The following is a 22,314-nucleotide window of genomic DNA, read 5'->3' on the forward strand; positions in this document are numbered from 1 at the left end:
GTACGAATCGTGGAAGCACATTTCACCGAGTGGCTAAACCTGGGCATCCGCTGGATCCATATGATCACCGGCGTCGCCTGGATCGGCGCATCCTTCTATTTCGTCTGGCTGGAGAACAACCTCAACCGCAGCAACCCGCGCGACGGCCTGTCGGGCGACCTCTGGGCGATACACGGCGGCGGCATCTACCACCTGGAAAAGTACAAGCTGGCCCCGCCGAAAATGCCGGAGAACCTGCACTGGTTCAAATGGGAGGCCTATTTCACCTGGTTGTCGGGCGTCGCCCTGCTGCTGGTGGTGTATTACCTCAACCCCAGCCTGTACCTGGTCAAGCCGGGCGTCGAACTGTCTCCGGCGATGGGCATCGCCATCGGCCTCGGCTCCATGGCGGTCAGCTATGTGATCTACCACTTCCTCTGCGATTCGCCGCTGGGCAAACGCCCCGCCCTGCTCGGCGCCGTGCTCTTCGTGCTGATCATCGCGGCGGCCTATGGCTTCAGCCAGATTTTCAGCGGCCGCGCGGCCTACATCCATGTCGGCGCCATCATCGGCACCATCATGGTCGGCAACGTGTTTTTCACCATCATGCCGGCCCAGCGTGCACTGGTTAAGGCGATCGAAACCAACACGACGCCAGATCCGCTGCTGCCGGCCAAGGGCTTGCTGCGTTCGCGCCACAACAACTACTTCACCCTGCCGGTGCTGTTCATCATGATCAGCAACCACTTCCCGAGCACTTACGGCAGCCAGTACAACTGGGCAATCCTGGCCGGCATCGCGATCCTGGCCGTGCTGGTGCGTCACTACTTCAACACCCGCCACGACAGCAGCAAATACGTCTGGACCCTGCCGGCCGCAGCCCTGGGCATGATCTGCCTGGCTTACGTCACCAGCCCGCACAGCAAATCGGTCAGCGCACCGGCAACGGCTCAAGCCCCGGCGATCAAGTACGCTCCCGTACCTGCCACGGGACGCCCTGGCAACCCCGCCACGCCCAGCGAACCCGCTACGCAAGACGCCCAGGCCAAGACCGACGCCAGCGCGGAGTCGCCAGCGGCCGCCGATAGCGCGGCACCTGCCACCAGCAGCGACTTCGCCAAGGTCGAAAACGTGATTCACGAGCGCTGCACCGTGTGCCATTCAGCCAGCCCCAGCAGCCCGATGTTCAGCGCTGCACCGGCTGGCCTGATGCTCGATACCCCGGAGCAGATGAAGGCGCAGGCGGCCAAGATCCACGCCCAGACCGTGGCCACGCAGATCATGCCGCTGGGCAATATCACCCAAATGACTCAGGACGAGCGCGACCTGATCGGCAGCTGGATCGCCGAGGGCGCGCAGATCAACTGATTGCCACACATGTCGCGCCCGTGACTGGCGCGGCATCTTTTTACACCCATGAACCGCCGGCAGCGTGAGCTGACCGGCGGTTCATTTTTTGTGCACAATCGATAAATAAATTGTTTTTAACCATGTCCACAAGTTGCTATAGTCGGGAACATTCTGACCGAATAGACAAATTTCTATCGGGCAGGACGAGAGGTGCCGTGAAGCCTCGTGCAAGCCCATGACCGTATAAAAACAAAATGGCAGGCTACGACATGACCACAGACAGCAACACCCAAGCTCCCGCTGCGCCCGCCGGCAACAGCGACCTGATCTACCAGCTGGACGACACGCCCGCGTTCGCCCCAGCCATCTTCGCGGCGCTGCAGCATGTGCTGGCCAGCTTCGTCGGCATCATCACCCCCACACTGATCGTCGGTAGCGCTCTGGGCCTTGGCGCCCATGTACCCTATCTGGTGAGCATGGCCTTGTTCGTTTCCGGCCTTGGCACCTTCGTTCAGGCCAAACGCATCGGCCCGATCGGCTCCGGCCTGCTGTGCCTGCAAGGCACCAGCTTCGGCTTTCTCAGCGTGGTGCTCAGCGCCGGATTCATCGTCAAAGGGCGCGGCGCCAGCGAGGAGGAAATACTCGCCACGCTGTTCGGCATCTGTTTCTGCGCCGCCTTCGTCGAGATCGCCTTCAGCCAGTTCATCAACAAGCTGCGCAAGGTCATCACCCCGGTGGTGACCGGCACCATCATCTGCCTGATGGGCCTGTCGCTGATCAAGGTCGGCATGACCGACCTGGCCGGCGGCTACGGCGCACCGGATCTCGGCGCATTGCATCATTTCGCCCTCGGCGGCCTGGTGCTGGGCACTATCGTCGTGCTCAACCGCGTCTCGTCGCAGGTCCTGCGCCTGTCCGCGGTGATCATCGGACTGACGCTCGGCTTCGCCGTTGCCTGGTTCACCGGCCGTGTAGATTTCGCCAACATGGCCGATGTGCCGCTGATCAGCGTGCCGCAGCCGTTCAAGTACGGTTTCGGTTTCGACTGGATCGCCTTCGTGCCCATCGCCGTGATCTTCCTGATCACTCCGCTGGAAACCGCTGGCGACCTGACTGCCAACTCGATCATCTCCAGGCAGCCGGTCAAGGGCCCGCTGTACATGCGCCGGATCAAGTCCGGGGTACTGGCCGACGGCTGCAACTCGGCGGTCGCCGCCATGTTCAACAGCCTGCCGATGACCACCTTCAGCCAGAACAACGGGGTGATTCAGCTCACCGGCGTGGCCAGCCGTCATGTGGCCTTCTACATCGCCGGCATCCTGGTTTTGCTCGGCCTGTTCCCGGTGGTGGGCGCGGTGCTGCAACTGATGCCCAAACCGGTGCTCGGCGGCGCCACCTTGATCATGTTCGGCACCGTCGCGGTGGCCGGCATCAAGATTCTCAGCGAAGCCGGTCTGCACCGCCGTAACGTGCTGATCGTGGCCATTTCCCTGGGCCTGGGCCTGGGCGTAGCTGGCGTGCCGGAGGTGCTCTCGCACATGCCGGACGTGCTGAAGAACATCTTCGGCTCACCGATCACCATCGGAGCCTTCAGCGCCATTGTGCTGAACATTTTCCTGCCAGACGAACAGCAGGAAGTGGAAGAGGACGACTACGACCCCGAGGCGCACCTGCACACCGTGCTGCAGAACCGCCAGGACGACGATAGCGTCGACGACGGCAACCTCAAGACCCTAAGCCGCGACCTCACCCCGGACGCGCGCACCAGCTGACCCGTTAACCGCGTCATCGATTCCACTCCCGGCAGCCTGCTGCCGGGAGGCACCTGCTTGCACCTCAAAAACAAGGACAATTCATGAAACTCAAGCATCTGCCTCACTGCCTGGCCCTCTCTGCCGGACTGCTCTGCGGCCAGCAGGCGCTCGCCGGCGACCTGCTGCTCTGGCAGGACAACAGCCTGTCGTACCTGTATGGCGAGAACTTCCAGCGCATGAACTTCAATGGCGAAGAGCAGCGCACCCAGACCACCTTCACCTTCGAGCACGCCAGCGGCTGGGCCTGGGGCGACATCTTCTACTTCCTCGACTACATCCGCGCCGACAATGTGCAGACACGCGGCAGCTTCGACAATGGCACCTTCCGCCAGCACGACCGCAACACCTTCTACTACATGGAGTTCTCGCCGCGCGTCAGCCTGAGCTGGCTGACCGGGCAAAAGCTGGCTGCCGGCCCGATCAAGGACGTCTACGCCGCCTTTACCTATGAAAAAGGCGAAGGCGGCCCGGGGCCGGAGAACTACCTGTACGGCATCGGTCTGGACTGGGAACTACCCGGCTTCAATTACTTCAAGACCAACCTGTATCAGGTGAAGATCAACAACCACACCTTCTTCAAGGATGCCGACAGCAACGGCTACGCCACCCAGCTGACCGTCAGCGCGGCGTACCCTTTCAGCCTGGGCGATCAGGATTTCGTGGTCGACGGTTTCGTCGACTGGCGCTCGCCGTCGCGCGACGCCGGCACCCAGACCTCGGTCGGCTCCTCGATCCAGGTCAAGTGGGATGCGGGCAAGGCCCTGTTCGGCAAGGAGCGCCAGCTCTATGTGGGCAGCGAAATCAACATGTGGCGCGCCAAGTATGGCGTGAAACCGGTGGATGGCACGGGCGACCGCTTCGACCAGACCGCCGTGCAGGCACTGGTCAAGTATCACTTCTGACCATTGCCGCAACGCACTTGGCCAACGTCGGTAGGGACGGCGGCCAGGTAAAAGGGGGATGGGCGCTTGCGCCCCTCCCCCTTTTTCTTTAACGGGAGATCGACAAGTACCCTGGAAGTCGCACCAACCCGGCACTCAAGCACCAACCCCGGCACCGAATCGGTGCACGATTTGACTGGCGTAACCGGCTTTTCGATCAACATCTTGCAAGCACACAACTGACCAGAAGGTCAAGTTTTTGATCACAAAAATTCAGTTTTTTGTGTGCAATTTCTTCAAAAGCCATATTCAACAACGACTTTTATGTGTACAACACAAGCAGGTTCCTACCGAAACACTGTTTAAGTGGCTGTATACATGGAATCAGTCACGCAACGCATACAGGATCGGAACGAAACCTGCAGACAAATCTCCTCATAGATCGCCGCGGCGCAAGAACAAAACTGGGAGCTGTCCATGTCCAACACCGAAGACTTTCGCATCAAGCACATCGACCCCTCGCTACACAATGAGGACCTCGCCCCATTGGCTCCCGAGAAACGCACCTGGGGCTGGTTCGAGATTTTCAACGTCTGGTCGAATGACATTCAAAGCCTGTTCGGCTACACCCTGGCGGCGACGCTGTTCATTTCCTACGGCCTCAATGGCTGGGCGGTACTGGCGGGTATCGTGCTCGCCGGCTTCATCGTCATGGGCCTGGTGCAACTGACCGGCAAACCCAGCGTCAAGTACGGCATCCCCTTCCCGGTGTTCGCCCGCGCCAGCATGGGTGTACGCGGCGCCAACTTCCCCGCCTTGGTGCGCGGTATCGTCGCCATCTTCTGGTACGGCGTGCAGACCTACTTCGCCTCCACGGCGGTGGCGCTGCTGCTCAACTCGCTGCTGCAACCTCAGGACCCGGCCGTATACATGGGCCTGACCGCCATCGGCTGGCTGTCCTACGTGATCGTCTGCCTGTTCCAGGTGGCGTTGTTCGTCTGCGGCATGAGCTGGATCACCCGCTTCCTCAACTGGGCCGGGCCGCTGGTCTACGTGGTGATGATCGCGCTGATGGGCCTGATCTGGTACAAGGCCGGCCCCAGCCTGCTCAGTGAGCTGGGCAACATCTTCAGTGGCACGGGCGAGTACAAGGCCGGCCCGGTGGCCGCGTTCTTCGCGGTAGTCGGCACCATGGTCGCCTACTTCGCCGCGGTGGTGATCAACTACGGCGACTTCGCCCGCTTCGTCAAAAGCGAAAAGCAGATGACCATCGGCAACTTCCTCGGCCTGCCGGTGAGCCTGGCGTTCTTCTCGCTGATCGCCCTGGTGATCACCGCCGGCACCGTGGTGGTGTTCGGCGAGACGCTGACCAACCCCACCGATATCGTTGCGCGGGTGGACAACCTGACCCTGACCATCATCGCCGCGCTGACCTTCTTCGCCGCGACCGTGGGCATCAACCTGGTGGCCAACTTCATTCCGCCAGCCTATGACCTGGCCAACCTGGCGCCGGCGCACATCAGCGCCCGCACCGGCGGCTTCATCACTGCTGGTATCGCCTTCTTCATCGGCGCGCTGTGGGTGGCCTTCATCAGCAGCGTCGGCATCGCCGCCTTCGTCGACACCCTGGGCGCCGTGCTCGCGCCGCTGTACGGCATCATCGTCGCCGATTACTACCTGGTGCGCCGGCGCAAGCTCGACCTGCAGCAGCTGTTCAGTGCCGAGGTCGGTTCGGCCTACTACTTCGATGGCGGCTGGAACCGCAAGGCGATGCTGGCCTTTGCCATCGGCTCGGTATTTTCCGTGGCCTCGGTCTGGGCGCCTGCCCTGAGCATGCTGTCGGGCTATGCCTGGCTGCTCGGCGCCCTGCTCGGCGCGGTGCTGCACTACGGGCTGATGCACGGCCAGGCGCAGGCACTGAAGCGCGCGGGCGCCGCTGCCTGAACCGTCAGCGTGTGGACGAAGCCGGCGCCTGTGCGCCGGCTTTGGCTTTCTGGCGCTCGAGAAAATCCACCTTCCACTGCTCCAAGCCTATGTAGTCGCTGTCCAGGTTGGCTTCTACCCGATGACTTGCCTTGAGCGCCGCGACCTGAACCGAGCGCTCGGCAAGAAATTGATCGAAACGGGCGATCAGTTGCGGATGACGCTGGCTCGACAGATGGAAACTGCCGCGGGTGTGCAGCAAGCTGGGATCGAACACCAGCGCACCGGGCCGCGCGCGGACGTTGTCCAGATAATGCGTGGCCACCACCACATTGAAATAGGCGCCATCGGTGTCCTGCTTCAAGGCCTGGCGAATCATCTGGCGCAGATCGTCGCTGTAACTCAGCTGAATCTGCCCGCTGTCGATGGAATTCTCGTAGCCCCGCGGCGTCCAGCCCTGCACCATCGCCAGGCGGTGAATGCTTTCCAGCGCCTGGCCCTGGCGCTGCGGCGCGACCAGCACACCATCGACGTAATCGACCACGGCCCGGCTGTAATGCATCGCCATGCCCGCCTTTTGCGCGCCGGCCCAGTGCGGGCTGTCCGGGTACTTGAAGTCGATCTCGCCGCGCTGCAGGGCCGGAAGCAGCTGATCCACCGGCAGCGGCCTGTAGGTCAGGCTGACGCCGCTATCGGCGGCGAAGGCATCCAGCACCTCACGCGCGAAGCCACGGTATTGCCCATCGGCATCGACGCTGTAGTGCGGCGCGAAAGGCAGGTCCTCGACGCCGACCACATAGGTCTGGGCCAGGACATTCGCGCTCATCAAAACGGTAGATAGCAGACACAGTCTTACGGGCTTCATGCAGAGCCTCCTTATTGTTTTTGTGAGAAATCCGAAAGCGGATCTATCCGCCGGTCATGCTCATGAAGCGCACCACCTGAACCTGCTCGTCGGTGGCGAAGTGGTGTCGCTCGGGCTTCAGGCGCAGCGCCTCGACCAGCGCCTGGCGCAGACGCTCGCCGTCACCCGGATGGGCGCGCAGCAGACGCTTGAGATCCAATGCGTTGTCATGGCCAAGGCAGAGCACCAGCTTGCCCTCGGCAGTAACTCGCACGCGGTTGCAGTCACCGCAGAAGTTGTGACTATGCGGCGAGATAAAACCGACTCGCGTATCGCTGCCGACCACCTGCCAGTAGCGCGAGGGGCCGCCGGTTACCGTACTGCTGCGCACCAGCGAGTATCGCTGCTCGATGCGCTGGCGCACCTCGTCGCTGGAGCAGAACGTCTGTTCGCGGCTGTGGCTGACCACACTGCCCAGCGGCATCTCCTCGATGAAGCCGATATCCAGGCCACGGTCGATGGCGAACTCGACCAGATCCAGCACCTCGTCGTCGTTGCGCCCGCTCTGCACCACGCTGTTGAGCTTGATCCTGTCGAAGCCGGCTGCACGCGCCGCATCGATACCGGCCAGCACCTGGTAGAGTTTGTCACGCCGGGTGAAGGCGGCGAAGCGCTCGCGCCGCAGCGAATCCAGGCTGATGTTCAGCCGGCGCACACCGGCCGCACGCAATTGCGGCGCCAGCTCGCCGAGTTGCGAACCATTGGTGGTGATCGCCAGGTCCTCCAGCTCGTCACGCTCGCCCAGGCGCTGCAGCAGGCTGAGCAGGTTCTTGCGCACAAGCGGCTCGCCACCGGTGATGCGAATACGCCGTACGCCAAGGCCGATAAAGGCGTCGGCCACGGCGTAGAGCTCTTCCAGGCTGAGAATCTGCGCACGCGGTGCGAACTGCATGTCTTCGCTCATGCAGTAGGTGCAGCGAAAATCGCAGCGGTCGGTCACCGACAAACGCAGGTAGGTGATGCGTCGACCGAAGGGATCGACGAGCTGACTGGTATTCACGTTGGTCTCCTGCAGCGTCGCGCGCCGAGACTTTGCTCATGGAGGTAGCTGTACGGGATAAGAACAGAAAAGCGATTTTCTGTACACAAAAATTTGACCCACAAGTCAGTTAAGCGCTGCGCAGCCCGTGGCTGCTGGCTTGAGCCTCGCGCAAAGCCAGTGCTACCATGCCCGACCGCCGCTCGGCGGCAGAGGAAAACACAGGGCCTTATGACCAGCATTCGCGAGCGCAACAAAGAGCTCATCCTGCGCGCAGCCAGCGAGGAGTTCGCCGACAAGGGCTTCGCCGCCACCAAGACCAGTGACATCGCGGCCAAGGCAGGCCTGCCCAAGCCCAACGTCTACTACTACTTCAAATCCAAGGAAAACCTCTACCGCGAGGTCCTGGAAAGCATCATCGAACCGTTGCTGGCTGCCTCTGCCCCCTTCAACCAGCCGGGCCACCCGAGCGAAGTCCTGACGGCCTACATCCGCTCGAAGATCCGCATCTCCCGCGAGCTGCCGCATGCTTCCAAGGTGTTCGCCAGCGAGATCATGCACGGTGCGCCGCATTTATCACCGGAACAGACCGAACAGCTCAACGCCCAGGCCAAACACAACATCGCCTGCATCCAGCGCTGGATCGACCAGGGCCTGATGGCCAAGGTCGACCCACATCATCTGCTGTTCAGCATCTGGGCCGCGACCCAGACCTACGCCGACTTCAACTGGCAGATTTCCACCGTCACCGGCAAGGCCAACCTGGACGACGCCGACTACGAAGCCGCCGCGCAGACCATCATTCGTCTGGTGCTCAAGGGCTGCGACGTCAACCCGATGCCATCGACGGCCTCCGAACTGGTAACCAGCGCCTGACGCTTTCGAGTCAATTGCGCAGTGGGAGGCGCTTTAGCGGCGACGCTTCGATGTCCCAGTCGCGACTGAAGCCCCTCCCACAGTCGTAGCCCGGATGCAACCCAGGGCATCGCGCAGCCGCGATCAAGGCGGTGCGCAAAGCCTCCCTACGCTCCCGCATCCGCCTTCAAGCCAAGAGCTTCAAGCGCGCTGACCGCACACTGCTCATCGATGTCCGAGGTGTCGCCGGTGATGCCGACCGCGCCGATCACCTGCCCCTGCGCGTCACGGATCAACACGCCGCCAGGCGCCGGCACCAGGCTGCCCTGGGCCAGATTGTTCACCGCACCGATAAAGGCCGGGCGCTGCTGCGCATCGGCGGCGATCAGGCGCGAGCCCTTGCCCAGCGCCAGTGCACCCCAGGCTTTGCCGATGGCGATCTGCGGACGCAGCAGGCTGGCACCATCCTCGCGCTGCAGGCTGATCAGATGCCCGCCGGCATCCAGCACCGCCACCGTCAGCGGCGCAGCGCGAAGCTCACGCCCGACGGCAAGCGCGTTGTGGGTAATGCTCACGGCTGTGGACAGGTTGAGCGCATTCATAAGGATTCTCCGAAAACCGAACGGGAAGTCGCCGCACGCACCAATGACGACGTGCGACATGAGAAAGCGCCTTATGCAATAGCCGAACAGAGGGATTGTTTCAACATAAAAGAACAAAACAAATCAAAAATGTACACAATTTCAGTTTTCTTGAATAACAAGGCAAGTATCGAATTAACCGGTCAACCTCCTCGTACTTCCCAGTACCCCGGCGCGTTGTAGATGTCCTTCAGATAGTCGATGAAAAAGCGCACCTTGGCCGGCAGGTAGCGCTGCTGTGGGTATACCGCCTGGATGTCATAGGCCGGGATTTCGTAATCATCGAGCACCGTGACCAGCTCGCCGGCCTTCAACTCCGCCTGAATTTCCCAGGTTGAGCGCCAGCCGATTCCCAGCCCCTGCTTGACCCAGTCGTAGAGCAGTTCGCCGTCGTTGCAATCGAGGTTGCCGGCCACTTTCACCGCCACCTGGCGCCCGTCGCGCAGGAAGGTCCAGCCGCGCTGCTGGCCACCCTGCAGGTTGAACGCCAGGCAATTGTGCCGCGCCAGATCTTCGAGGGTGCGCGGCACGCCATGCAGTTCGAAGTAACTGGGCGCGCCACAGACCACACGGCGATTGGGGAAGAGCTTGACCGCAACGTAGTTGGGGTCGGTCACCTCGCCGATGCGGATGCCCATGTCGTAACCCTGGCGCACCAGATCGACCAGGCTGTCGGTGAAGTTGAACGACAGCTTCAGGTCCGGGTAGCGCTTGAGAAATGCCGGCGCATGCGGCGCGATATGCCGTCTGCCGAACGCGGCAGGCGCGGATACCACCAAATGCCCGCGCACCGACCTGCCCCCACGGGCCACGCTGGCATCGGCCTCGTCGAAGTCCTTGAGCAGTGCGCGGGCGCGATCGAGGTACTGCTCACCGAGGTCGGTCAGCTGCAGACCACGCGTGGAGCGATGCATCAACTTGACGCCCAGGTGGCGCTCCAGCGCGTCCAGGCGGCGCCCCATGACCACCGGGGTGACGCCTTCACTGAGCGCAGCTGCGGCGAAGCTGCCATTGTCGGCCACCAGAACGAAACTTCGGATAAGGGTATGACGGTCCATTCGGTACTCCAAGTATCGACAGAACTGAAGTATCCAACAATTCCGCCGCACCGGTACAGCGGTCATCCTTGCTCCCAAGAAGAAAAACCACTGACTCGGAGAACAATGGTCATGGCCAGAATGAGAGCAATCGAGGCAGCCGTACTGGTGATGCGTCGCGAAGGCGTCGATACCGCGTTCGGCGTCCCCGGCGCCGCCATCAACCCCCTGTATGCCTCCCTGAAGAAACTCGGTGGCATCGATCACGTCCTGGCCCGTCACGTCGAAGGCGCTTCGCACATGGCCGAGGGCTACACCCGCACCAACGCCGGCAATATCGGCGTGTGCATCGGCACCTCCGGCCCCGCCGGCACCGACATGGTCACCGGCCTGTACTCGGCCTCCGCCGACTCCATTCCAATCCTCTGCATTACCGGCCAGGCGCCGCGTGCACGCATGCACAAGGAAGACTTCCAGGCGGTCGACATCACCAGCATTGTCGGCCCGGTGACCAAATGGGCCACCACCGTGATGGAACCCGGCCAGGTGCCTCGCGCCTTCCAGCGCGCCTTCCATGAAATGCGCAGCGGCCGCCCCGGCCCGGTGCTGATCGACCTGCCGTTCGACGTGCAGATGGCCGAGATCGAGTTCGATATCGACGCCTACGAGCCGCTGCCGGTAGCCAAGCCGAGCACCAGCCGCGTCCAGGCCGAGAAGGCCATCGCCATGCTCAATGACGCCGAGCGCCCGCTGCTGGTCGCCGGTGGTGGCATCTTCAACGCCAATGCGGCGGACAAGCTGGTCGAATTCGCCGAGCTGACCGGCGTACCGGTGGTGCCGACGCTGATGGGCTGGGGCGCGATTCCGGACGATCACAAGCTGATGGTCGGCATGGTCGGCCTGCAGACCTCGCATCGCTACGGCAACGCCACCCTGCTCGCTTCCGACCTGGTGTTCGGCATCGGCAACCGCTGGGCCAACCGCCACACCGGCTCGGTGGACGTCTATACCGAGGGCCGCAAGTTCATCCATGTTGACATCGAACCGACGCAGATCGGCCGCGTGTTCAACCCGGATCTGGGCATCGTTTCCGACGCCGGTAACGCACTGAATGCCTTCCTCCAAGTGGCCCGCGAGTGGAAAGCCGCCGGCAAGCTGAAGGATCGCAGCGCCTGGGTCGAGTCGTGCCGCGAGCGTAAGCGCACCCTGCAGCGCAAGACCCACTTCGACAACGTGCCGGCCAAGCCGCAGCGCGTGTACGAGGAGATGAACGAGGCCTTCGGCAAGGACACCTGCTACGTCAGCACCATCGGTCTGTCGCAGATCGCCGGCGCGCAGTTCCTGCACGTCTACAAGCCGCGCCACTGGATCAACTGCGGCCAGGCCGGCCCGCTGGGCTGGACCATTCCGGCGGCCCTCGGCGTGGTCAAGGCCGACCCGACCCGCAACGTGGTGGCGCTGTCCGGCGACTATGACTTTCAGTTCATGATCGAAGAGCTGGCTGTCGGCGCGCAGTTCAACCTGCCTTACATCCACGTGCTGGTGAACAACTCCTACCTGGGGCTGATTCGTCAGGCGCAGCGCGGCTTCGACATCGACTACTGCGTGCAGCTGGCGTTCGAGAACATCAACGCGCCGGAGCTCAATGGGTATGGCGTCGACCACATCGCCGTGGTCGAGGGCCTGGGCTGCAAGGCGATCCGCGTGTTCGACCCGAACGAACTGCAGAACGCCTTCGCCGAAGCCAAGCGCCTGATGGCCGAACACCGTGTACCGGTGGTGGTCGAGGTGATCCTGGAGCGTGTCACCAACATCTCCATGGGCACCGAGATCAACGCCGTCAACGAGTTCGAGGAACTGGCCGAGCGCGGCGTCGACGCCCCGACCGCCATCTCGCTGCTGGATTGATCAGTACGCCGGGTGTGCCACGCGCACCCGGCCATCACGACGTAGCCCGGATGCAATCCGGGAAGACCGCAACACCGCCCCGGATTGCATCCGGGCTACGACAAGGAGCACACCATGCCCCGTTTTGCTGCCAACCTGTCCATGCTGTTCACCGAAGTGGACTTCCTGGACCGTTTCGCCGCTGCCGCCGAAGCCGGTTTCAGCGGCGTGGAATACCTCTTCCCCTATGACTTCACGGTGGAAGAGATCAAGGCCCGCCTGGACGCCAACAAACTGGAGCAGGTGCTGTTCAACCTGCCGGCCGGCGACTGGGGCAAGGGCGAGCGCGGCATCGCCTGCCACCCGAACCGCATCGAGGAGTTCCGCGCCGGCGTCGACAAGGCCATCGCCTACGCCAAGGTGCTGGGCAACAAGCAGATCAACTGCCTGGCCGGCATCCGCCCGCAGGGCGTGGATTGCGCCACCGTCGAGAAAACCTTCGTCGACAACCTGCGCTATGCCGCCGACAAGCTGGCCGGTGCCGGCATCCGCCTGGTGATGGAAGCCATCAACACCCGCGACATCCCCGGCTTCTACCTCAGCACCACCAAGCAGGCCCTGGACATCCGCGACAAGGTCGGCAGCACCAACCTGTACCTGCAGTACGACATCTACCACATGCAGATCATGGAAGGTGACCTGGCCCGCACCGTGGAAAACAACCTGGCCGCCATCAACCACGTGCAACTGGCCGACAACCCGGGCCGCAACGAGCCGGGCACTGGCGAGATCAACTACCGCTTCCTCTTCGAGCACCTGGATCGCATCGGCTACCAGGGCTGGATCGGCTGTGAATACAAGCCGGCCACCACCACCGCTGCCGGCCTCGGCTGGATGAAGGCGCATAACGTGATCTGACGGCTGCACCTGTAGGAGCGGATTCATCCGCGAAAGCGGCAGTGAACCCACCACTGCATTCGCGGGCAAGCCCGCTCCCACAGGCCTGCGTCGCCCCCAACATCGAGACAGACAAATACAAAGAGGCAAATTCTCATGGCAAAAATCGGATTTATCGGCACCGGCATCATGGGCAAACCCATGGCCCAGAACCTGCAGAAAGCCGGTCACACCCTGTTCCTTTCCGAGCATCACGACCCGGCTCCGGCCGACCTCGTGGCTGCCGGGGCTGTCGCGCTGGCCAACCCGCAGGAAGTCGCGCAGGAAGCCGAATTCATCATCGTCATGGTGCCGGACACCCCACAGGTCGAAGACGTGCTGTTCCGCGCAGACGGCGTTGCCAGCGGTGTTGGCAGCGGCAAGGTCGTGATCGACATGAGCTCGATCTCGCCCTCCGCCACCAAGGCCTTCGCCGAGAAGATCAAGGCCACCGGCGCTGCCTACCTGGACGCCCCGGTGTCCGGCGGTGAAGTCGGCGCCAAGGCCGCGACGCTGTCGATCATGGTCGGCGGCTGCCCGAACGCCTTCGAACGCGCGCTGCCGCTGTTCCAGGCCATGGGCAAGAACATCACCCTCGTCGGCGGCAATGGCGACGGCCAGACTGCCAAGGTGGCCAACCAGATCATCGTCGCCCTGAACATCCAGGCAGTGGCCGAAGCGCTGCTGTTCGCTGCCAGAAACGGTGCCGACCCGGCCAAGGTGCGCGAGGCGCTGTCCGGTGGTTTCGCCGGCTCGAAGATCCTCGAAGTGCACGGCGAGCGCATGATCAAGGGCACCTTCGACCCGGGCTTCCGCATCAGCCTGCACCAGAAGGACCTCAACCTGGCGCTGTCCGGCGCTCGCGAGCTGGGCCTGAACCTGCCCAACACCGCCAATGCCCAGCAAGTGTTCAGCACCTGCGCGGCCCTCGGCGGCAGCGGCTGGGACCACTCTGGCCTGATCAAGGGCCTGGAGCATATGGCCAACTTCAATATCCGCGGCGAGTAACAGAGCGCCCTCTCCCCCGGCCCCTCTCCCGCATGCGGGAGAGGGGAGACAAGCGGCTCGGCGTTGCACGGAGTTTTGGGGTACGCCAAACCAGTCCCCCTCTCACTTGTGGGAGTGAGGGACAAGCAGCTTGGTGTTGCACGGATTTCGGCGTACGCCAAACCAGTCCCCTCTCCCACTTGTGGGAGTGAGGGACAAGCAGCTCGGCGTTGCACGGAGTTTCGGCGTACGCCGGACCAGTCCCCTCTCCCATTTATGGGAGAGGGTTAGGGAGAGGGGCTTTGCTTCTGGCCCACCCTTTCGACCTTCCTGGCAGGAGGTGTCACGGCCCGATTGCCAGGTTGGTCGATTCCATTCCCCAGATGCTGCGCGCGGCATCTGCGGACTGGAATCGATCCGCAAGAGACCACCACCATGACCTTCGACCCGCAAAGCCTGCTGCGTGACCTGTTCGCCACCGCCATCGCTGCTGCCCATCCGCGCCAGGTACTGGCCGATCATCTGCCTGCCGACCGTAGCGGCCGCGTCATCGTCATCGGCGCTGGCAAGGCCGCCGCGGCCATGGCCGAGGTGATCGAGCAACAGTGGCAGGGCGAGGTCAGCGGCCTGGTGGTGACCCGCTACGAGCACGGCGCCGATTGCAGGAAGATCGAAGTGGTGGAGGCCGCGCACCCGGTGCCGGACGATGCCGGCGAGCGCGTCGCCCGCCGCGTGCTGGAGCTGGTGTCGAACCTGTCCGAAGACGACCGGGTGATTTTCCTGCTTTCTGGCGGCGGCTCTTCGCTGCTGGCGCTGCCGGCAGAGGGCATCAGCCTTAAGGACAAGCAGGCGATCAACAAGGCGCTGCTCAAATCCGGCGCCACCATTGGCGAGATGAACTGTGTGCGCAAGCACCTCTCGGCGATCAAGGGCGGCCGCCTGGCCAAGGCCTGCTGGCCAGCCACGGTCTACACCTACGCCATCTCCGACGTGCCCGGCGACGAAGCAACGGTGATCGCCTCCGGCCCCACCGTGGGCGATCCGACCACCTCGGTCGACGCCCTGGCGATTCTCGCCCGTTATCAAATCGACATTCCCGCCAACGTGCGCGCCTGGCTGCAGGACCCGCGCTCGGAAACGGTCAAGCCGGGCGACCCGGTGCTCGCCCGTAGCCACTTCCAGCTGATCGCCACCCCGCAACAGTCGCTCGACGCGGCTGCGGCCAAAGCCGAAGCCGCCGGTCTGCCGGTGCTGATTCTTGGCGATCTGGAAGGCGAGTCGCGCGACGTGGCCAAGGTGCATGCCGGCATCGCCCGCCAGGTGCAGTTGCACGGCCAGCCGATCAAGCCGCCATGCGTGATCCTTTCCGGCGGCGAAACCACCGTCACCGTGCGCGGCAACGGCCGTGGCGGACGCAACGCCGAATTCCTCCTCAGCCTCACCGAGAGCCTCAAGGGCCTGCCCGGCATCTACGCGCTGGCCGGCGACACCGACGGCATCGACGGTTCCGAAGACAACGCCGGCGCCATCATGACGCCCTACAGCTACGCCCGTGCCGGCATCAAGGGTCTGAGCGCCCGAGACGAACTGGACAACAACAACGGCTATGGCTACTTCGCCGCCCTCGACGAGCTGATCGTCACCGGCCCGACCCGTACCAACGTCAACGACTTCCGCGCCATTCTGATCCTGGGAACATCGGAAACTGCAGGTGAAGAACCACTGGGCGCCTCCCTGAAGGACGGGTGAAAACCGCCAGAGCGCTGGTGGCGGGTTGCACCCGCCCTACGCCGCAACGCCATCGACAAAACTCATGACCAAGGCCTGCCAGATGACTCCCGACAAGAAAGTAAAGATCCTCGCCACCCTCGGCCCGGCGATCCGCGACGCCGCGCATATCCGCCAGCTGGTGGAAGCCGGGGTCAACCTGTTTCGCCTCAACTTCAGCCACGGCGAGCACGCCGACCACGCCCAGCGCTACCAGTGGGTACGCGAGGTAGAGCGCGAGCTGAACCAGCCCATCGGCATCCTCATGGACCTGCAGGGGCCGAAACTGCGCGTCGGCCGCTTTGCCGAAGGCAAGGTGCAACTGGTCAACGGCCAGAGCCTGCGCCTGGATCTGGACACCACACCCGGTGACGCCAACCGGGTCAACCTGCCCCACCCGGAAATCATCGAAGCCCTGCAGCCGGGCATGAGCCTGCTACTGGACGACGGCCGCCTGCGCCTGAAAGTGACCGGCAAGCAGGCCGATGCCGTAGTCACCGAAGTGGTAGCCGGCGGCGAGCTGTCCGACCGCAAGGGCGTCAACGTACCCGAGGCGGTGCTGCAACTGTCGCCGCTGACCGAGAAGGATCGCCGCGACCTGGCCTTCGGGCTGGAGCTGGGCGTGGACTGGGTGGCGCTGTCGTTCGTGCAGCGCCCGGAAGACATCGTCGAGGCTCGTGAGCTGATCGGCGGCAAGGCCTTCCTGATGGCCAAGATAGAGAAGCCCTCGGCGGTGCAGCATCTCGAAGAAATCGCCCGTCTGTGCGACGCCATCATGGTGGCGCGCGGCGATCTGGGCGTGGAGGTGCCGGCCGAGAACGTGCCGCGTATCCAGAAGGACATCGTGCGCACCTGCCGCCAGCTCGGCCGCCCGGTGGTGGTCGCCACGCAGATGCTCGAATCCATGCGTTTCTCCCCGGCGCCGACCCGCGCCGAGGTCACCGATGTGGCCAATGCCGTGGCCGAAGGCGCCGATGCAGTCATGCTGTCGGCCGAGACGGCCTCCGGCGACTACCCACTGGAAACCGTGCAGATGATGAGCAAGATCATCCGCCAGGTGGAAAATGGCCCGGACTACCAGACTCAACTCGACGTCGGTCGCCCGCAGGCCGAAGCCACCGCCAGCGACGCCATCAGCTGCGCCATCCGCCGTATCAGCTCGATCCTGCCGGTGGCGGCCCTGGTCAACTACAGCGAGTCCGGTGCCAGCAGCCTGCGCGCCTCACGCGAGCGACCGAAGGCGCCGATCCTCAGCCTGACGCCAAGCCTGACCACCGCCCGCCGTCTCACCGTGGCTTGGGGCATCTACTCGGTGGTCAACGAGCGCCTGCGCAGGGTCGAAGAGGTCACCAGCACCGCGCTGGAGATCGCCCAGGCCCAGGGCATGGCCAAGCGCGGTGAAACCGTAGTGATCACCGCCGGCGAACCCTTCGGCCAACCCGGCAGCACCAACAGCCTGAGGATCGAGACGCTGCATTGAGCCGGTGATTCTCGACGCAATAAAGAACCGTAGCCGGATGAAATCCGGGGAAAGCTCGACTCCTGATTCCCGGATTTCACCCGGGCTACGCGCTGTATTGATTCGTAGGGTGTCGCGGGGCCGCCTAGGCCGTGCACACCTTGCTTCCTTTGGCGGTGCGCACAGCGCGCCCTACATGGCTCCTCCAAGCGACACGAACAACTCCCCTCTCCCGCTTGCGGGAGAGGGGCTGGGGGAGAGGGATCTCTTGGCACACACATCATGCCTCCACTACCCACCTCACACCCTGCCCTGCAAAGCCTGCGCGCCCTGCTCTGCGGCTTCGCCCAGATTTTCCTGCAACAGCACCCAGGCTCCGGCGCGCTGGTGGCGCTCGCCATCCTCAGTGGCGCTCCCGAGCTGCTGCCCGGCGCGCTGCTCGGTGGCCTCAGCGCGATGCTGGTCGCGCAACGCCGCGGCTACCCGCAAGCGGACATCGCCATCGGCCTGTATGGCTACAACGGCATTCTGCTCGGCCTGCTGCTGAGCCTGAAACTGCCATGGACGCCGTTGCTGCCCGTGCTGGTCATCGCCAGCGCTGCCCTGTCCAGCCTGCTGCTGGCGCCCTGGATGCGGCGCATGCGCCGGCAGGGCTGGCTGCCCGCCTTCACCCTTCCCTTCGTACTGCTCGGCTGGCTGCTGCTGGCGTTGTTCGCCCCGGCCGATCAGCCACTTTCAGTTCCATCGCACTCAGCTGAGTTCGACGCTGTACAACTGCTGCAGGCCATTTTGCGCGGCCTCGGCCAGGTGATCTTCCTCGACTCGCCACTGGCCGGCCTGTGCCTGCTGATCGGTCTGCGCCTGGCCGATGGCCGCACGGCGCTCTGGGCGCTACTAGGCTCCAGCAGCGGCCTTGCCCCGGCGATAGCGCATGGCTGGCCCAGCGATGCCGCCCTGGCCGGACTCTATGGCTACAACGCCACCCTCGCCGCCATCGCCCTGGCCCAGGTCTATCGCTGCCCATTGGTCCCCGCAGCGGGAATCCTGCTGGCCCTGGTCCTGCAACCGGCGTTCAGCGCACTGGGCCTACCAGCGCTGACCATGCCGTTCATCCTCGCCTGCTGGCTAGTCAAAGCCTGCGCGCTGAGCTGGCAACGGGCAGTAAGGAACGGGGTCTCATGACGCAGCGCTGAAACGCGATACACAGCAGATGAACTCAGGCCAGGGATAGCGCTCAGAGTCTTCAGCCGCCAGGTTTATCGGCGGCCAGACAAAAGTAAGCACAGGGAGCGTTGCCCATGATCTTGGAAAACAAATCAAGCGGATTGTCCGCTTTCGCGCTTGCACTATTGGCCGGCTCGCTATCGCCAGCAGCGAGCGCTACGGACGCCGAATTCAACGCCACGCTTTCCGAGGCGGCCACTCGAGTGGTGACGGCGAGAACGGTCAAGGAACTTTGCGACGAACGCAGCCCGCAAAGCGAAAGCGCGCGTCGAGATGCCCTGGCAAGCTGGAGCAATCGCAACGACATCGCCGACTACGACCAGGTCATAAGCGAACTGGTGCGCAATAGCGAAGCGTTTCGCAAGGAAATGGAAGGCAACCTCACGCGTGCCCGTACCCAGATCGCCTCCCCGCTCGCCGCGGACCCCGCGCCCTGTGCGGACCTGGCAATATTCCTCGCTGACGAGAAGTACGCCATCAAACCCCTCGTGCGCAAGCTGCGCCGCTTGGCAGGCAATTACGGGCTGGACCTGGCGCGAGCACCAGCGGACTCAGCGCAAGCTAACCTGCAGGTCAGGGGGTTGGCGCACCTGACGGTGCTGGCCGACGCCGAAATGGCCAGCGTCGGCTCCTACGAGGGGGCGCTTGAGGATCGCGACCTGCGCAAGGCACGTGAAGACCGCCTGGAAACCTATCTGCAGAACCAGGGCGCGGTCGCCGGTTACGGCCGTGTGGTTGCCGACAATCGCCTGCGCGAGTGGCGCGGGGCTCGCCAATCGCGCTTCTCGCTGTCCTGCCGCAGCTTCAAGGACGACACGCACAAAACGCGGATGAACGAGGCGCTTGGCCAGGACCGCGTCGTCATCGGCCAGGTACGCAACGTCATCGATGGCAAGAATGCCGAGATCTCGCTGCGCGAGTGCCAGATACTCACTCTGGAACAAACTCAAACGCCCCTCGCCAAAGCCGATGACCAAGCCGGTCTCGTCCACCGGCCGCCGGAGGCCAACGAGGTTTTCGCCGGGCCGGGTAAGGGTATCGCCATGGCCGAGGTCGATCGCGTGCTCTACGTCGCGGACTTCGCGCACCGTCTGGACGGTTTCGGCAATGGCTACACCAGCCGCGACGAGGACATCTACGTCCTGCTGTCGGACGCGAGCGCCTACCGCCATACCTGGAAATTCCCCTTTACAGACCTCGATGTGAGCGCCTCGAAGAGCCGTGAGCCGGAGAACTGGCTTACCTGGTCAAAGAGCTGGACAGGCGAGATCACGTTGTCGCGTGACGGAGAAAAGATCGATCTCTCCAAAGCACAGGAACTGGCGCCGCTGCCGGCCGATACGCGGCTCGATCACAGTTATTATTTCCTCAATGTCGGTATGGGCGGCGCTCGCAGCGACCGCTCCTTCGTGTTCCGCCCGGATGGAACCGTCACGCACAAGCGCAGCGGCTTCGTCGCGGGAAGATTCGCCACCAGCTACATCATCACTGGCAGCAATCGCGACGACAGCGTCACCTCGAACTATCGCTTCGAGGATTACGCCCTGGTGCTGTCGAACCCGCAGGGAGAGGAGCGCCGCTTCTTCGCTGTGCTCGACAATGCCGACAAGAGCAAGCCGGAGGATGTCATCGTCGACGGTCAGGTCTACTGGACGCGCAAGAAGGACGAGCGCTAGCGCGCGGCAAACGCTGGGCCGTGCGTGAATCATCCAGAGGAGCCGTGATCGCGCAGATCATGCCGACGCGGCCGATCCTGCGCCCTTTGTTCGGGTAAAGACTGAACTCCCGCCGCGTTCGGCGGGCTAATGGATATCTGCCACGACGAGCGACGCCCATGCCCGACCTTGTCCGCTGCCCTGCCATCGCCCTTTCGCCTCTTGCCTGCGCGCCTTGTCGGGAGGTGCGTCGATGAGTCTGGCGCCTGGCGACATCGAGCTACCCGCCGACCTGCGCTATGTCGACGACAGCATGCCAGGCATCAGCCGTCGCAAGCTGCGTGGCAAGTTCTGCTATTTCGACAGCCAGGGCCAGCGCATCCGTGACCCGCAGGAGGTAGCCCGCATCGATGCCCTGGCGGTGCCGCCAGCCTACACCGAGGTATGGATCTGCCCATTGGCCAACGGTCATCTGCAGGCAACGGGCCGCGACGCCCGCGGACGCAAGCAATACCGCTACCACGCCCGCTGGCGCGAAATCAGGGATGCCGACAAGTACGCCAGCCTGCTGGCCTTCGGCAAAGCCCTGCCGGCACTGCGTGAAGCCCTGCAGCAGCATCTGAACCTGCGCGAACACCGCCGAGAGAAAGTGCTGGCGACGGTGATCCTGCTGCTGGACAACACCCTGATCCGCATCGGCAACGCCCGCTACGCGCGGGACAATCGCTCCTATGGCCTGACCACCCTGCGCAATCGCCACGTCGAAGTGCAAGGCAGCACGATACGCTTTCATTTTCGCGGCAAGAGCGGCATCGAGCATGAGGTGAAGATCAGCGACCGGCGTCTGGCGCGTATCATCCAGCGCTGCCTGGAACTGCCCGGGCAGCACCTGTTCCAGTATCTGGACGAGCATGGCGAACGTCGGGCGGTCACCTCCACCGACATCAACGATTACCTGCGTGAACTCACCGGCGCCGACTTCACCGCCAAGCACTACCGTACCTGGGCCGGCAGCGCGCTGGCCCTGACGCTACTGCGTGAACTCGAATGGCAACCCGATAGTGCGGCGAAGAAACATGTGGTGGCCATGGTCAAGGAGGTTGCCCAGCAGCTGCGCAATACGCCGGCGGTCTGCCGCAAGTGCTACATCCACCCCGCGCTCCTCGACGCCTTCCATGCCGGTGAGCTGTCCAGCCTACGCCTGGCGACGCCGCGCAAGGGCCTGCGCGCTGAAGAAAGCCTGTTGATGCGCTTCCTGGAAAAACTGCCGATGACCTGAGCCTGATACCTGGCGGTGCTCAACCTGACGGACGCAGAGCGTCCTGGGCGGCATTCCCACCGGAGCGTGGGAACGATCAAAGCGCCTTGTGTAGGAGCGAATTCATTCGCGATTTGCGGCGAAAGCCGCACCTGCCGCGTCGGTCACGCGTGACGGCCATGTACTTGGCATGTGGGCGCTTTTCGTATCGCCGACCTCGGGGCATGGATCAGATATCGAGAATGCCATCATCGCGGCTGAAGCCGCTCCTACAGCCTCGGTATATCGATGTTCAACCCACCGGCCTGGAATCCGGCGCTATCACTGCGCAGAGCTGACCTCACCCGGTGCCGGCCTTGCGCGTGTCCAGCACCTAGAGCAACCAAAGCGCCTTGTGTAGGAGCGAATTTATTCGCGATTCGCGGCGAAAGCCGCGCCCGCCGCGTCGGTAATGCGTGGCGGCCATGTAGGTTGGCGTGTGGGCGCTTTTCGTATCGCGGACCTCGGGGCATGGATCAGATATCGAGGATGCAAACATCGCGGCTGAAGCCGCTCCTACAGCCTCGGTATATTGATGTTCAAGCGAGTCGCCTGCCCTGGCCCTGGAATCCGGCGCTATCACTGCGCAGCGCCGACCTCACCCGATGCCGGGCTTGCGCGTGTCCAGCACCCAATGCAACCAAAGCGCCTTGTGTAGGAGCGAATTTATTCGCGATTCGCGGCGAAAGCCGCGCCGGCCACGCCGGTCACGCGCAGCGGCCATGAACTCGGCCTGTAG

17 protein-coding genes are annotated in these 22,314 nt (G+C 63.5%); 13 read left to right on the top strand and 4 right to left on the bottom strand.

The genetic code is table 11. From position 1 onward, the window contains the following. Positions 1 to 9: 9 nt before the first annotated feature. The 4 genes from B2U07_RS03020 to B2U07_RS03035 all read left to right on the top strand — a co-directional run bounded on the left by B2U07_RS03020 (position 10) and on the right by B2U07_RS03035 (position 5,968). Positions 10 to 1,347 (top strand): urate hydroxylase PuuD, encoded by a 1,338-nt coding sequence (locus tag B2U07_RS03020; protein WP_275544734.1) that lies wholly within the window; start codon positions 10 to 12, stop codon positions 1,345 to 1,347. A gap of 236 nt (positions 1,348 to 1,583) precedes the next feature. Then, positions 1,584 to 3,101, top strand: coding sequence for a nucleobase:cation symporter-2 family protein (locus B2U07_RS03025; protein WP_419096306.1), 1,518 nt, complete (start codon positions 1,584 to 1,586; stop codon positions 3,099 to 3,101). Between the two features lie 83 nt (positions 3,102 to 3,184). Next, positions 3,185 to 4,045: an outer membrane protein OmpK gene (locus B2U07_RS03030; RefSeq protein ID WP_275544732.1), complete on the top strand. Its 861-nt coding sequence runs from the start codon at positions 3,185 to 3,187 to the stop codon at positions 4,043 to 4,045. A gap of 456 nt (positions 4,046 to 4,501) precedes the next feature. Further along, positions 4,502 to 5,968: an NCS1 family nucleobase:cation symporter-1 gene (locus B2U07_RS03035; RefSeq protein WP_275544731.1), complete on the top strand. Its 1,467-nt coding sequence runs from the start codon at positions 4,502 to 4,504 to the stop codon at positions 5,966 to 5,968. 4 nt (positions 5,969 to 5,972) lie between these two features. On the opposite strand, the gene B2U07_RS03040 is transcribed toward B2U07_RS03035, so the two are convergent. Further along, complete coding sequence (locus B2U07_RS03040) at positions 5,973 to 6,812, bottom strand: substrate-binding periplasmic protein (RefSeq protein WP_296275714.1); 840 nt, start codon at positions 6,810 to 6,812, stop codon at positions 5,973 to 5,975. A gap of 43 nt (positions 6,813 to 6,855) precedes the next feature. After that, positions 6,856 to 7,851 carry a GTP 3',8-cyclase MoaA gene (gene moaA / locus B2U07_RS03045; protein ID WP_275544729.1) on the bottom strand — a complete coding sequence of 332 codons (996 nt, stop codon included), beginning with the start codon at positions 7,849 to 7,851 and terminating at the stop codon, positions 6,856 to 6,858. A gap of 210 nt (positions 7,852 to 8,061) precedes the next feature. Between moaA and B2U07_RS03050 the strand changes: the two genes are divergently transcribed. After that, on the top strand, positions 8,062 to 8,706 hold the full coding sequence (locus B2U07_RS03050; protein ID WP_275544728.1) for a TetR/AcrR family transcriptional regulator: 645 nt from the start codon (positions 8,062 to 8,064) through the stop codon (positions 8,704 to 8,706). Between the two features lie 146 nt (positions 8,707 to 8,852). Here B2U07_RS03050 and B2U07_RS03055 read toward each other — a convergent pair whose 3' ends face one another. Both B2U07_RS03055 and B2U07_RS03060 read right to left on the bottom strand, forming a co-directional pair. Further along, on the bottom strand, positions 8,853 to 9,287 hold the full coding sequence (locus B2U07_RS03055; protein WP_275544727.1) for a GlcG/HbpS family heme-binding protein: 435 nt from the start codon (positions 9,285 to 9,287) through the stop codon (positions 8,853 to 8,855). A gap of 182 nt (positions 9,288 to 9,469) precedes the next feature. Continuing rightward, positions 9,470 to 10,384 (bottom strand): LysR family transcriptional regulator, encoded by a 915-nt coding sequence (locus tag B2U07_RS03060; protein ID WP_013715037.1) that lies wholly within the window; start codon positions 10,382 to 10,384, stop codon positions 9,470 to 9,472. 111 nt (positions 10,385 to 10,495) lie between these two features. Here B2U07_RS03060 and gcl point away from each other — a divergent pair, with 111 nt between their 5' ends. From gcl to B2U07_RS03100, 8 genes are all read left to right on the top strand, one after another. Continuing rightward, positions 10,496 to 12,271, top strand: coding sequence for a glyoxylate carboligase (gcl, locus tag B2U07_RS03065; RefSeq protein WP_296275718.1), 1,776 nt, complete (start codon positions 10,496 to 10,498; stop codon positions 12,269 to 12,271). 114 nt (positions 12,272 to 12,385) lie between these two features. Then, positions 12,386 to 13,168: a hydroxypyruvate isomerase gene (gene hyi / locus B2U07_RS03070; protein WP_275544725.1), complete on the top strand. Its 783-nt coding sequence runs from the start codon at positions 12,386 to 12,388 to the stop codon at positions 13,166 to 13,168. A 57-nt stretch (positions 13,169 to 13,225) separates the two neighbouring features. Beyond that, positions 13,226 to 14,194: a 2-hydroxy-3-oxopropionate reductase gene (locus B2U07_RS03075; RefSeq protein ID WP_343252182.1), complete on the top strand. Its 969-nt coding sequence runs from the start codon at positions 13,226 to 13,228 to the stop codon at positions 14,192 to 14,194. A gap of 414 nt (positions 14,195 to 14,608) precedes the next feature. Continuing rightward, complete coding sequence (locus B2U07_RS03080; RefSeq protein WP_275544723.1) at positions 14,609 to 15,922, top strand: glycerate kinase type-2 family protein; 1,314 nt, start codon at positions 14,609 to 14,611, stop codon at positions 15,920 to 15,922. 82 nt (positions 15,923 to 16,004) lie between these two features. Continuing rightward, complete coding sequence (pyk, locus tag B2U07_RS03085; RefSeq protein WP_275545333.1) at positions 16,005 to 17,420, top strand: pyruvate kinase; 1,416 nt, start codon at positions 16,005 to 16,007, stop codon at positions 17,418 to 17,420. A 261-nt stretch (positions 17,421 to 17,681) separates the two neighbouring features. After that, on the top strand, positions 17,682 to 18,581 hold the full coding sequence (locus B2U07_RS03090) for an urea transporter (protein ID WP_275544722.1): 900 nt from the start codon (positions 17,682 to 17,684) through the stop codon (positions 18,579 to 18,581). A gap of 116 nt (positions 18,582 to 18,697) precedes the next feature. Then, positions 18,698 to 20,299: a hypothetical protein gene (locus B2U07_RS03095; protein WP_275544721.1), complete on the top strand. Its 1,602-nt coding sequence runs from the start codon at positions 18,698 to 18,700 to the stop codon at positions 20,297 to 20,299. A gap of 232 nt (positions 20,300 to 20,531) precedes the next feature. Continuing rightward, on the top strand, positions 20,532 to 21,557 hold the full coding sequence (locus tag B2U07_RS03100) for a DNA topoisomerase IB (protein ID WP_197858231.1): 1,026 nt from the start codon (positions 20,532 to 20,534) through the stop codon (positions 21,555 to 21,557). The last annotated feature ends 757 nt before the right edge of the window (positions 21,558 to 22,314 follow it).

Origin of the sequence: Pseudomonas sp. UBA7530 (assembly GCF_002479365.1) — a bacterium.
Lineage (GTDB): Bacteria > Pseudomonadota > Gammaproteobacteria > Pseudomonadales > Pseudomonadaceae > Aquipseudomonas.

Coding starts and splice junctions, on each gene's coding strand:
- B2U07_RS03025 (WP_419096306.1), top strand. CDS start 1,584: ATGGCAGGCTACGACATGACCACAGACAGCAACACCCAAGCTCCCGCT.
- B2U07_RS03030 (WP_275544732.1), top strand. CDS start 3,185: ATGAAACTCAAGCATCTGCCTCACTGCCTGGCCCTCTCTGCCGGACTG.
- B2U07_RS03035 (WP_275544731.1), top strand. CDS start 4,502: ATGTCCAACACCGAAGACTTTCGCATCAAGCACATCGACCCCTCGCTA.
- B2U07_RS03040 (WP_296275714.1), bottom strand. CDS start 6,812: ATGAAGCCCGTAAGACTGTGTCTGCTATCTACCGTTTTGATGAGCGCG.
- B2U07_RS03050 (WP_275544728.1), top strand. CDS start 8,062: ATGACCAGCATTCGCGAGCGCAACAAAGAGCTCATCCTGCGCGCAGCC.
- B2U07_RS03055 (WP_275544727.1), bottom strand. CDS start 9,287: ATGAATGCGCTCAACCTGTCCACAGCCGTGAGCATTACCCACAACGCG.
- B2U07_RS03060 (WP_013715037.1), bottom strand. CDS start 10,384: ATGGACCGTCATACCCTTATCCGAAGTTTCGTTCTGGTGGCCGACAAT.
- gcl (WP_296275718.1), top strand. CDS start 10,496: ATGGCCAGAATGAGAGCAATCGAGGCAGCCGTACTGGTGATGCGTCGC.
- hyi (WP_275544725.1), top strand. CDS start 12,386: ATGCCCCGTTTTGCTGCCAACCTGTCCATGCTGTTCACCGAAGTGGAC.
- B2U07_RS03080 (WP_275544723.1), top strand. CDS start 14,609: ATGACCTTCGACCCGCAAAGCCTGCTGCGTGACCTGTTCGCCACCGCC.
- pyk (WP_275545333.1), top strand. CDS start 16,005: ATGACTCCCGACAAGAAAGTAAAGATCCTCGCCACCCTCGGCCCGGCG.
- B2U07_RS03090 (WP_275544722.1), top strand. CDS start 17,682: ATGCCTCCACTACCCACCTCACACCCTGCCCTGCAAAGCCTGCGCGCC.
- B2U07_RS03095 (WP_275544721.1), top strand. CDS start 18,698: ATGATCTTGGAAAACAAATCAAGCGGATTGTCCGCTTTCGCGCTTGCA.
- B2U07_RS03100 (WP_197858231.1), top strand. CDS start 20,532: ATGAGTCTGGCGCCTGGCGACATCGAGCTACCCGCCGACCTGCGCTAT.